The organism is Clostridium ljungdahlii, from assembly GCF_001636845.1.
Lineage (GTDB): Bacteria > Bacillota > Clostridia > Clostridiales > Clostridiaceae > Clostridium_B > Clostridium_B ljungdahlii_A.
In genome coordinates this window covers 201,802-214,688 of sequence record NZ_LITT01000011.1, presented here as the reverse complement: position 1 = coordinate 214,688, position 12,887 = coordinate 201,802, and the positions used below count along the sequence as shown (strand labels likewise).

The 12,887-nt window shown below is 33.1% G+C and carries 9 protein-coding genes; 1 reads left to right on the top strand and 8 read right to left on the bottom strand.

Features of this window, described 5'->3' with window-relative positions; translation table 11 throughout:
• Positions 1-529 precede the first annotated feature (529 nt).
• Together WY13_RS20890 and WY13_RS06300 are read right to left on the bottom strand one after the other, a co-directional pair.
• Positions 530-688, bottom strand: coding sequence for a hypothetical protein (locus WY13_RS20890; RefSeq protein ID WP_156498980.1), 159 nt, complete (start codon positions 686-688; stop codon positions 530-532).
• Positions 676-1,053: a hypothetical protein gene (locus WY13_RS06300; protein ID WP_192844994.1), complete on the bottom strand. Its 378-nt coding sequence runs from the start codon at positions 1,051-1,053 to the stop codon at positions 676-678. Before WY13_RS06300 ends, WY13_RS20890 begins: the two co-directional genes overlap by 13 nt.
• Positions 1,054-1,099: 46 nt before the next feature.
• Here WY13_RS06300 and WY13_RS21335 point away from each other — a divergent pair, with 46 nt between their 5' ends.
• A complete protein-coding gene (locus WY13_RS21335) occupies positions 1,100-1,246 on the top strand; it encodes a hypothetical protein (protein WP_192844993.1) in 147 nt (48 codons plus the stop codon).
• Between the two features lie 157 nt (positions 1,247-1,403).
• On the opposite strand, the gene rlmH is transcribed toward WY13_RS21335, so the two are convergent.
• From rlmH to WY13_RS06270, 6 genes are all read right to left on the bottom strand, one after another.
• The gene (gene rlmH / locus WY13_RS06295) at positions 1,404-1,883 is read right to left on the bottom strand and encodes a 23S rRNA (pseudouridine(1915)-N(3))-methyltransferase RlmH (protein ID WP_063554849.1); all 480 of its coding nucleotides are present in this window, start codon (positions 1,881-1,883) and stop codon (positions 1,404-1,406) included.
• An 88-nt stretch (positions 1,884-1,971) separates the two neighbouring features.
• On the bottom strand, positions 1,972-3,363 hold the full coding sequence (gene pepV, locus WY13_RS06290) for a dipeptidase PepV (RefSeq protein ID WP_063554848.1): 1,392 nt from the start codon (positions 3,361-3,363) through the stop codon (positions 1,972-1,974).
• 562 nt (positions 3,364-3,925) lie between these two features.
• On the bottom strand, positions 3,926-5,359 hold the full coding sequence (locus tag WY13_RS06285) for a glutamate synthase subunit beta (protein ID WP_063554847.1): 1,434 nt from the start codon (positions 5,357-5,359) through the stop codon (positions 3,926-3,928).
• Positions 5,360-5,370: 11 nt separating this feature from the next.
• Positions 5,371-9,909 (bottom strand): glutamate synthase large subunit, encoded by a 4,539-nt coding sequence (gene gltB / locus WY13_RS06280; RefSeq protein ID WP_063554846.1) that lies wholly within the window; start codon positions 9,907-9,909, stop codon positions 5,371-5,373.
• 232 nt (positions 9,910-10,141) lie between these two features.
• Complete coding sequence (locus WY13_RS06275) at positions 10,142-11,749, bottom strand: putative polysaccharide biosynthesis protein (RefSeq protein WP_063554845.1); 1,608 nt, start codon at positions 11,747-11,749, stop codon at positions 10,142-10,144.
• 42 nt (positions 11,750-11,791) lie between these two features.
• Complete coding sequence (locus WY13_RS06270) at positions 11,792-12,751, bottom strand: RluA family pseudouridine synthase (RefSeq protein WP_063554844.1); 960 nt, start codon at positions 12,749-12,751, stop codon at positions 11,792-11,794.
• Positions 12,752-12,887: the final 136 nt, after the last annotated feature.

The window sequence follows — 12,887 nt, the reverse complement described above, 5'->3', positions numbered from 1 at the left end:
TTTTTCATGCAGTTTTTAACGGGAAACGACTCTTGAATGGAGAACGGCAACTCCCCCCTGACAAGTTAAAAGGCAAAAAATCTTTCAACTTATCATGGGCGAAGGTTCTCAACGAGGTATCCGTATCTTTTCATTTGAATCCGTTCTCTCGGTTATTACTAACCAACACACTAATTGGCAGTCAAGATCTGCTATAAAACACCGCAAGATTGTTAATCTACTTGTGTGCCCCCTGCTTGTACAAGACAAGCAACAGGACAGGTCTACCGAACTATCGGTAGTTATCTTAAAATGACAATCACCCTCTAACGGTGGAATTATCGATAACTAATCAACAGCTTATTTTATAGTGGTTGTGCCTCAACACTAACAGTTTTTTTAGGAAACATATCATGAAAACCTTTATTAAATTTTAGTTTGGAAATTGGGGGACAAGATTTTTTAATCTCATTTTTGAAATTGATTTTATATTATAGTTATCTTTTTTAGATTTTTAACTCTTGATATAAAAATTCTGTCTGATACTGTTCTACCAGGTATTGGTCACATATCGGGATATACATTCCTCTCTATTCTTACCATGTTCAAGAAAAAATGAAACCTTATTAATAGAGTCTTTTCTGCAAAGACCTAAGTTTCTGTATTCATCATACTTTTCTTGTGCCACCTTTTTTCTTATAGCATACATGCTTGTTTTTGCCTTAATATATTTTTCCAACCTGATAACTCCAAATATCTCTGGACAAACTCATTAACGCTTTTAGAATTAATTGGTACAACTCTGAATTTGTCATTTCGATTTGATGTTATTAAATCTAAAAATAAGACATCACTCGGATTAGACGTTTTTATTACCCTGCTCCTACCACCTTTACTATCGACAATATTTATAGAAACAAAACCATCTTCATGTATTACAATATCTCTGTACTGCAACTTGGTTGTTTCTGAAACCCTCAATCCAAATCTACCACATAATTCAATTGCTATTTTGGCTGAGCTTACACTTTTGTTCATCGTGAATAAAAGCTTATCAAAATCATTTCTTGTCATTGAAAGGGTTCTTGAGTTATCTCTTCCGCAAAGTTTAACTATATCATTGAAAAAACAAATTGAATCACTTAAAGCGGACTTGTCAGAATTAAACATAAAGAAAAATAGCCTATCAGAAGAAGCACTTAATTATGAGAATATTGCTATGATGCTCAAAAACTTTGATAAGGTTTTTGAATCAGCTTCAGAATAATAAAGACAAGACTTATTTCACAGCTTAATCAAAGAAATAAAAATCAACTCAAGTGAGAACATTTGGGAAAGAAAAGCAAGTGAAAGTGTCCTTTGGTTTAATAATACGGATATTATGGCATATACTTGAAAGGATAATAATGGTAAAAAGTTTGATATCATTTGTGGTACGGTTCACCTTTCATTATCTTAAATCCCCTATATATCTGCTCCAAAAGCATTACCCTAAAGAGCTGATGAGGAAAAGTCATCTTGGAAAAACACAGCTTGTAATCAGCCCTTTGCAAAATTTCCCTGGAAATACCTAGAGAACCACCTATTATAAAGGCAATATTGCTTTTGCCCTGAAGTCCTAAATTCCCAATGAAATCAGAAAACTGTTCAGAAGTCATAGTATTTCCCTTTAGGTCCATTGCCACTACATACATACTATCACTTATATGCTTTGATATTCTTGCTCCTTCTTTTTCCCTTATAATATCCTCATCTTTTTTAGAAGCATTTTCTGGAGTCTTTTCATCCTGAACTTCCACTATATTAATCTTGCAGTATCTAGACAGTCTTTTTGAATACTCCTCTACTGCATCTTTTAAATACTTTTCTTTCAATTTCCCCACAGTAATTATTGTTAAATTCATACTTTTCTCCATTTCTAAATAGTGACATTTATTATATCATAAAAATAGCACGAATTACTCGTGCTATTTCATGTTATAAATTATAAAATTATTTTGCAAGTTCATATATTGCATGGGCATATATTTTAGCATTCATTACTAGATCCCCAATTTCAATATATTCATTAGCCTGATGATCAAGGTCTGGCTTCCCAGGGAATATTGGTCCAAAACCAACTATATTCGAAAGCTCCTTAGCATAAGTTCCTCCACCTATTCCATAAGCTTTTCCTTCTTGACCAGTCTCATCATTATAAACCTTAAGAAGAGTTTTAACTAACTCACTATCTTCTGCGAAATAAAGAGGTTCATCAGCTTCTACTCTTTCTATTTTGGCACCACACTCTGCAAATTTCTTAGAAAGGGTATCCATGATTTCTTCACCTTTCTTGGTAACAGGATACCTCATATCTAGCCATAAATCTGCTGTTCCTTCATTGATTTCAGCAACTCCTACATTTAATGACAACTTTCCTGATGGTTGATCTTCACATGCTATTCCAAGCGAAGTACCTTCTGTTTCAAAGCCAACATATTTATTAAAGAAATTTATATAGTCTGCAAGAGGACAAGATCCTTTTGCAATAGTTCCTAAAAAGTCAAAAGTCTGCATTACAGCATTTTTGCCTAGTTCAGGCATACTTCCATGAGCTCCTACTCCAAACGTATGTAAAACTACATCTCCTTTTACAATTTCAGTTTTCATATTGTATCCCTTTTTATCTGCAAACTCTTTTACTGCTTTAACTATATCTTCTGTATTTTTTACAGCTATTACAGTTTCACATTTATCAGGAACCATGTTAGGTCTTATTCCACCTTTTAACGATTTAATTACAATTCCACAGTTGCAGGAAGTCAATTTTTTAACAACATGAAATCTTCTTATACCCTTTTCAGCATTTATAAGTGGATACATGGCATCTGGTGTAAATCCAGATACTGGAGCTTTTTCTTTTTTATTATAAACATGCATTTCAGAACTTCCTGTCTCTTCATTTGTTCCAAAAATAACTCTGACTTTTTTTGAAAGCGGCATTTTAATATCCTTTATAGCCTTTAATCCAAAGAGTGCTGCCATTGTTGGTCCCTTATCATCCAACGTACCTCTTCCAAAAATCTTATCTTCATGAATTTCTGCTCCATAAGGTGGGTGAATCCAATTATCTCCTTCTGGCACTATATCCATATGTCCCAGAACTGCTACATAATCTTCTCCTTCACCATATTCTGCATATCCATAATATCCTTCTTCTTCTTTATATGTATGAAATCCAAGTCCAGCTGCAATTTCAAGAGCCTTGTCAAGTGCTTTGTCTGGCCCTTCACCAAAAGGCATACCTGGTTTTTCTTCATCTTGAGTACTTTTAATTTTAACTACCTCTTGAGTTGCCTTAACCAACTCTTCTTTCATTTCATCAACTTTTTTGTTAAGTTCCATCTGTATTCCTCCCATTCTTAATGACCCTTACAAAGAGTAATCAAATTTCAATATTTCTAAATATATAGATATTATATTATATTATTTGTTCTTCTAACATAATTTATTTAATATGATTATTGTATACCGTTTTCTATGCTTTTTCAATACATATGAATTATTTATTGGATGCTCTTATTTTAAGTGTTGAATTTTATTCAATTGTCGAGCAAAGCTTTTATTTTTACAAGTTATTTAAATATACTAAATCGTATAATGGCAAATTTCAATTAGAATCATTTCATAGGCTTTCTAACATAAAAATAAACTTATACGTAGGCATATTTTTACAATAATGAAGCTCTTTTAAATATTTTGCATATAAGTCTTAGAAAAAAATTCGTAAAAGCTTAGAACTTCTGAATTGCCTGAGGTACGAGTTTTCAAAAGTTCTTAGCTTTTTTAGAATTTTTTACTTAGACTTATCAAAATATTTAACGAACTGAAGGTTGTAAAAAATATCCGAAGTATAAGTTTATTTTTCGTTTATCCACCCTATAGAGACTATAAGTGAACTTTAAAATTATCCTCTGAGAGATGTTTCTCCCATTAAATATTTATCAACATTCTTTGCCACTCTTCTACCATCATTTAGTGACCAAACTACAAGAGACTGTCCACGTCTCATATCTCCTGCTGCAAATACTCCTTCTTTTGCAGTCATATAATTCACATCCGTTACCACATTACCTCTAGCATCATATTCTACTCCAAGGCTGTCAAGCAATCCTTCATGCTGAGGATGCAAAAATCCCATAGCTAAGAGTATCAAATCAACTGGTTGTTCAAATTTTGTACCTGGTACTTCTACCATTTGTCTCTTACCATTATTATCTTCCCACTTAACCTTTACACCTTTAAGTGATTTCAATACACCTTTTTCTCCTACAAGCTTTTTAGTATTTATACACCATTTACGTATACATCCCTCTTCATGAGAAGTAGTAGTTTTCAAAGTTTTTGGAAAGACAGGCCATGGCATTGTTTTATCACGATTTTCAGGTGGCTTTGGCATAACCTCATATTGATAAACCTTTTTAGCTCCCTGCCTTATAGAAGTACCAATACAATCGGAACCTGTATCTCCTCCACCGATAACAACAACTATCTTTCCTTTGGCATTTATTTCTTCTTCTGTGATTTTCTTGCCAGAAACTCTTTTATTTTGCTGCCTTAAAAAGTCTACTGCAAAATAAGTGCCTTTAAGTTCTCTTCCTTCAACTTTAAGATCTCTTGGTATAGTAGATCCTCCCGTTAAAACAACAGCATCAAACTTATCTAAAAGCTCATTTACATCGTAATTTACTCCTACATTCGTGTTTGTTTTAAATATTATTCCTTCTTCTTTCATAATATTTACTCTTCTGTCCACTACATGTTTTTCAAGTTTAAAATCAGGAATACCATATCTTAAAAGTCCACCAACTTCATCTGCTCTTTCAAAAACAGTAACAGTATGACCTACGGAATTAAGTTCTGCAGCAGTTGAAAGTCCAGATGGTCCTGAACCTACTATAGCTACACTTTTTCCAGTTCTAACTTTTGGTGGATTAGGTTTTATCCATCCTTCTTCAAAAGCCTTTTCGATTATATTAAGTTCTATCTGCCTTACAGAAACAGGTTCTCTATTTACTCCAAGTGTACAAGAACCTTCACAGAGAGCAGGGCATATCCTTCCTGTAAATTCAGGGAAAGTATTAGTTAATGAAAGTCTTTCAAAAGCCTTGTGCCATTCATCCTTATATACAAAATCATTCCAATCCGGAACTAGATTTTCAAGAGGGCACCCCCAATTACAAAAAGGAGTTCCACAATTCATGCATCTTGCTGCCTGTACATTCAATTTATCCTTAGGAAGTTTATAATATACTTCTTTATAATCTTTTACTCTTTCTTCTACCGGACGTTCTTTTGGATTTTCTCTTTTATATTCTTTAAAGCCAGTTATTTTTCCCATAGTGATACCTCCTACATATTAGAAGCAGCAGCTGCTTCTAATTTGGTTTGTTCCAGTATAAGTTTATATGCAGTAGGTATTACCCTCTTAAACTTGGCTTTATATACATCCCATTTTTCAAGAATTTCTTTAGCTTTTACACTATCTGTATATTTATAATGTTCCTGTATTAAACTATATACTGTATTTACATCATCCTCATCCACCATTTGAGCAATTTCAACCATTTCCATGTTGCATTTTCTATCAAAAGAATCATCTTCATCAAGTACATAAGCTATACCGCCGCTCATACCAGCTGCAAAGTTTCTTCCCGTTTGGCCTATAATAACTACTCTTCCACCAGTCATATATTCACAGCAGTGGTCTCCTACACCTTCAACTACAGCTGTAGCTCCACTATTTCTTACTGCAAATCTTTCTCCTACAGTACCATTTACAAATACCTTTCCTGATGTAGCTCCATATAAAATGGTATTACCTGCTATGATATTCTTTTCTGCAACAAAGGTTGCCTTCTCAGGAGTTTTTATAGCTATTTTAGCACCAGAGAGACCTTTTCCAACATAATCATTGGCATCCCCTTCAAGAAGTAGAGTAAGTCCATTTATTCCAAAGGCTCCAAAGCTCTGTCCTGCTGACCCCTTAAAATTTAACACTATAGTATCTTCTGGAAGTCCCTTGGCACCATATTTCTTTGCAATTGTTCCACTTAGCATTGTTCCAACAGAACGATTTACATTTTTTATCTCCAAATTTGCAGTAACTTTTATCTTATCCTGTATTGCCTTTTGTGTCATCTGGATGAGTTTATAATCTATTGCCTTATCAAGTCCATGATCCTGTGGTATTACACAGTAGGATTTAATTCTCTTTGGCATATATGGTTTATAAAGTATGGCAGACAAATCCAAACCTTTAGCTTTCCAATGAGTAATAGCCTTTTTTGTCTCCAGCATATCTACTCTTCCAACCATTTCATTCATTGTTCTAAATCCAAGTTTTGCCATATACTCTCTAACTTCCTGGGCAATAAAAGTAAGGAAATTTATTATATGCTCTGGTTTTCCTTTAAAATTCTTTCTTAATTCAGGATCTTGGGTAGCTATTCCCATATCACAGGTATTTAAATGGCATTTTCTGAGCATAGTACATCCCATTACTACAAGGGCAGTAGTTGCAAAGCCAAATTCTTCAGCTCCAAGAAGTGCTGCAATTGCAACATCTCTACCTGTCTTTAACTGTCCGTCTGTTTGAATTCTAACTCTGCTTCGCAGATCATTTAGCAATAGTACTTGTTGTGTTTCAGATAATCCAAGTTCCCAAGGTATTCCTGCATTTTTTACAGATGACATAGGTGATGCCCCTGTGCCTCCATCGTGACCACTTATAAGTATTAAATCTGCATGAGCCTTTGCAACTCCAGCAGCAATTGTTCCCACTCCTACTTCAGACACAAGTTTTACGCTTATAGCTGCACTAGGATTTACATTTTTTAAATCATATATTAATTGAGCTAAATCCTCTATTGAATATATATCATGGTGAGGTGGTGGTGAAATAAGGTCTATACCTGGAGTCGAATACCTTATTTTTGCAATATATTTATTAACCTTCCTGCCTGGAAGTTGTCCACCTTCTCCTGGTTTTGCACCTTGTGCTATCTTTATCTGAATTTCATCTGCATTTGCCAGATACTCTGTAGTTACACCAAAACGTGCCGATGCCACCTGTTTTATGGCACTTCTTCTGGAGTCACCATTTGGATCTAGTACATATCTATCAGGGTCCTCTCCACCTTCTCCAGTATTGCTCCTTCCACCTATTCTATTCATAGCTATAGCTATAGTTTCATGAGCTTCTTTGCTTATGGAACCAAAGGACATAGCTCCCGTACAAAATCTTTTAAGAATTTCACTTACTGGTTCAACCTCTTCTATAGGTATTTCATTTCCCTTTTTAAATTGAAACAAGCCTCTTATTGTACATAAATTTTTATCTTGTTCATTTATTACTTTAGCATACTGCTTATATATGCCATAGTCATTAGTTCTTGCTGCAACCTGAAGTTTGTATATAGTTTCAGGATTAAAGAGATGAAACTCTCCTCCTTTTCTCCAGGAATAGTTACCACCTACATTGAGCTCGGAAATAGGTTTTCTTATTTTATTAAAAGCATTTTTATGTCTTGCAAGTACTTCCTTTGCAACTACATCAATGCCTATACCACCTATTCTAGATGACGTACCCTCAAAATATTTATTTACAAATTCTGAATCAAGACCTATTGCTTCAAATATTTGTGCACCATGATAACTTTGCAGTGTAGATATACCCATTTTGGAAAGTATTTTAAGTATTCCCTGATTTATAGCCTTAATATAATTTTTCTTTGCTTCTTCTGGTGTAATCCCAACTATATCATTTTCCTTTATCATTTCATCTATAGTTTGATATACAAGATAAGGGTTAACTGCAGAAGCACCATAACTTATTAAAAGTGCAAAATGCGTAGTTTCTCTTGCTTCTCCAGTTTCTACAATAATTGAAACTTTTGTACGTGTCTTTTCTCTAATTAAATGGTGCTGAACTGCTGAAACTGCTAATAAACTTGGTATTGCAGCCTCATAAGAATCAACATTTTTATCACTTAAAACTAATATATTGTATCCTTCTTTTATTCTCTTTGAAGCCCTCTCACAAATTTTTTCAAGAGCTTCCTTAAAACCTTCTACTCCTGTATCACATTTAAATGTAATAGGAATAGTAGTAGTTTTAAAGTTTTTGTCTCTCAAGCTCTTTATTTTTGATATTTCCTCATTAGTCAATGTAGGATTTTTTATCTCTATAAAAGGATCGTTTGAGATTTCTCCATCTTTACCATTTAATATATTAGCCTGGGTAGAACCTATATAATTTGCAAGAGACATTACTAATCTTTCTCTTATAGAATCTATAGGTGGATTGGTTACCTGGGCAAAAAGTTGTTTGAAATACGCAAAAAGCAATTGATTTTTATTTGAAAGCACTGCAAGAGGGGTATCATTTCCCATAGACCCCACAGGTTCTTTACCATCCTTTGCCATAGGTCCTATTATCTTACTCAAATCTTCAAGAGAGTAACCAAAAGCCTGTTGTTTTTCCTTTAATACTACAGGTGGTATTTCTTCTCTCGTTCTAACTGCATTAAACATATCAAGAGTAAATTTTAATTTAGGAAGCATTTCTTCATAAGGCTTACTCTTGCATATATCTCTTTTTAATTCTTCATCATCTATTATTCTTCCCTGGGCAGTATCAACCAAGAACATTTTACCTGGTTTTAGTTTTCCTTTTTCCTCTATATCCTCATCCTTAAATTCTAGTACTCCTGTCTCTGATGCAAGTACTACAAGACCATTTTTAGTTATCATATATCTTAAAGGCCTTAGTCCATTTCTATCAAGAGTAGCACCAACTTGTACACCATCAGAAAATGCAACCGCAGCAGGTCCATCCCAAGGTTCTACAAGAGAGCCGTGGTACTCGTAAAAAGCCCTTTTATATTCTTCCATATATTCATTTCCTTCCCACGCTTCTGGTATGAGAAGCATAAGTGCATGTGGTAAGGATTTTCCATCTTCATATAATAACTCCAATACATTATCAAGAGACGCAGAATCACTTCCCCCTTCACTTATTATAGGAAAGAGTTTCTTAATGTCCTTTCCGAAAGCCTCAGATTTCAGTACACCTTCACGTGACCTCATCCAGTTTCTATTTCCTCTTATGGTATTTATTTCACCATTATGTCCAAGAAATCTAAAAGGTTGTGCCAAATCCCAAGTTGGAAAAGTATTTGTGCTGTACCTTTGATGTACTAATGCAATGGCACTTTTAAAGTTTATATCATTTAAATCAATGTAAAATTTCTTTATTTGATCTGCCAGTAATAATCCTTTATAAACTATAGTTTTACTTGAAAGACTGCATACATAAAAAGACTTTGCTGCACCTTCAAGAGTTTTTTTAACTTCATTTTCAACTTTTTTTCTGATTATATAAAGTTTTCTTTCAAAATCAGTTTGATTTTGTGCATTTTTACCTATAAATATCTGTCTTATAATAGGTTCAGTACCCTTAGCTGTTTCACCAATACTTCTATTATCTGTAGGTACATCTCTCCAGCCTAAAATTTTCTGTCCTTCTTCTTCTGCTGCCCTTTCAAGTATTCCCTCACACTGCAGCCTTATTGCAGTTTCTTTTGGAAAAAACACCATACCTACAGCATATTCACCCGGTTCAGGTAATTCTATTCCTAAATTGTCACAATTTATTCTAAAAAATTCATCTGGAATTTGGACAAGTATGCCTGCACCATCTCCTGTTTTAGTATCAGCTCCTACTGCTCCTCTGTGAGTTAAGTTAACTAAAATTTTAACACCTTTTTTTACAATATCATGGGTTTTTTCACCTTTTATACTGGCTATAAATCCTACCCCACAAGAATCCTTTTCATAATCAGGATCATATAATCCTTGTTTTGAAGGGAATCCTAAATTATATTTCATGTTTTCAGCCCCCGTCTAAATTTTTTTGAATAAAAATGCATTTCCCTGACCCCTAGAAATGCATTTTAAAATTTCCTTAATTATAGTTATTTAATTATCAAACTTGATATATTGCTGTAAAATACCAATCATGTTATAAGTCATTAGCATTTTAATAAGACTAATTTTATCATATTTTATTTTGCAATGCAAGTTTTTTAAAAAAATATTTCAATTTTCTATTTATACTATTTTATTTTACTTTTCTCAATATAAAGCCTGGTATTAATTTTCGTGCTGCACCAGGCAGCAATTCCATATCTCTTTTTCTTATGCCACCAATTAGTGCCATAGTAAAAACATATGTAATTATTCCTACTAAAACAGATACTATCGTAGAAATAGCATTTGGAATATACGTGATTTTTATAAATCCAAATAAGAAATCCATAACAAAAGAAGAAGCAACTACAGCTATTCCCATAATTACAGAAGCAATTCCTGGTTTAACAGCATGCCTTATAAGACTAACTTTTGCATTTAAAGATTTTCTAATAATTATATGGTTTAATATTATAGGTATGACAAATCCCACTATACTTCCTACTATTGCCCCTAATATATTTATATTAGGTATTGCAATAAGAACATAATTTATACATATTTTTACTATTATACCTATTACAGAATAAAAGGTAGCAGTAAACAGCTTTCCAACACTTTGCAAAATGGTTGTTTGTATTTGCATTATTGACATAAGTACAAGCACTATAGAACCACATTCCATAATATAATATGCTTTTCCAAACTTTAAAAGCTCGTATATGTGTCCACTTAAAACAGAAAATCCAACTGCACAAGGTATTGCAATTAAAAAACAAAGCCTAAAGGAATAGTTTATCTTATCTTTTACCCTTTTTCTATCCTTAACAGCAAAAGCTGCTGATATAGCTGGAAGTATTGCTGCAGAAAGCGAAGATATTATAGCAATAGGCACATTCAAAAGCTGCTGATATTTGTTTAAGTATCCATAAAGTATAGTGGCATTAGTATCACTTATTCCTCCAACCATAAGCCTTGTTTTAGTATTAGTTAAATCTACTAAGCTCCCAGCATAGGTCATTCCAACACACAAAGTTATAGGTACTCCATATTTTATAATTTTTTTCACAAGCTGTGATGTGGTAAGTCTTGTCCTACTTACTTCCACATAATTTTGGGGAAGCCTTACTTTTTTATTTTTTTCATAACAATATATTAAAAATGTAGCAGAAGCGAGAGCTCCAAAAGAAGTTCCAATAGGCCCTCCAGTACAACCTACTTCCACTCCATACCTCATTAAATACGCTGCAAATACAAGTGCAAATATGGTATTTACTATTTGTTCTATGACCTGTGACACTGCTGTAGGCGTCATGTTTGCCCTTCCTTGAAAATATCCCCTATAGGCAGAAGCAATGGAAGTGAAAAATATAGCTGGTGCTAAAGTTAGAAGCGATAAATACGCCTTGTTATACTTTGTTATACTAGCTAAAGGTCCTGAAAATATAATTAGAAAAGATGCCATTACTATTCCCAAAATGACCAGAATAAATCTAGCTATTTTAAATCCCCTTACTGCATCTCTATAATTACCTACTGCATTCAATTCAGATATAAGCTTTGATATAGCTACAGGTATACCTGCATTCGTAAGTACGAAAACAAAGGTATATACCTGATAAGATGCACCATATAATCCATAACCCTCTTCACCTATTATTTTCATCATAAGGGGTATATATATAACAGATAATATTTTTACGGCCATCCCTGCTATAGAAAGTATGGCAAACCCTTTAGTTGTTGACTGTTCTTTCATAATTTAAAACTCCCTATCAAAAACTATTAATATCCTAAAATATTAGAATTTATTAAATATATCCTTTTTTATTTTCTTTAATATAGGTGGAAGTCCCTCTGTTATGGTCTTGTTTTCCATATAATTAAGTTTTTCAGGACAGCTCCTAAAGTTTAACTTATATGCATATAAGTATTGATAATCCAAACCATATTTATTGTAGAAAAAACTATTTATATTTGAAACACCATATTTACTATCTCCTACTATGGCATTTCCTAAGTATGCCAAATGAGCCCTCAACTGATGGCTTCTACCTGTAATTAGCTCAAGTTGTATCAATGAATATATGCCGCAGGTGTTAACATTTTTTACTCTCATAGATATCTTTTTTGAATCTTTTTCCGGTGTATTGCTTACACTGGATTTGTTATTTGTTCTATCTTTTTTTATGTAACCTTCATAAACTCCATCTTTTATTTTTCCAATTACAAGAGCTATATAATACTTCTTTATACTTCTTTCCCTTATCATCTCATTCAATAACTTCAATGCTTCATAATTTTTCCCATAAATAACAATACCAGAAGTATTCCTGTCTAATCTATTACAAGGTGATGGAGTAAAAGTAACCTCTTCTTCTGGATTAAATTCTCCCCTATCATACAAATGTGAAAGTACATAATCAGTTAAAGTAGCATCCTTGGAATTTTTATCTGAATGCACCAAAACTCCAGGCCATTTTTCTACCAAAAGCATATTTTTATCTTCATAAATTATCTTTAAGAAACCATTGTCTATTCTTTCAAATTTAGATTTTGTTTCCTTAGAAGTTATGTATTCTGCATTTACTATATCTCCTTCCAAAAGGAAATATTTTTCTTTAGCTTTTTTTCCATTTACTTTAATATCACCTTTTCTTATAGCTCTGTATATACCACTAAGTGGCACATCCTGAAGCCATTTTCTTGAAAACTTATCTAATCTTTGACCAGCTTCGTTCTTTCCTATCTCCAATTTCATATCAATCTCTCCTAAGTCTTAAAATTTACAACTTTATATGGACAACACCTAATTATATACTACTATTATTAACTAAATCAATAAATAGAAATATAATTTTTAACTTAGGCATTTGAAAGAAAATACCTTACATCCT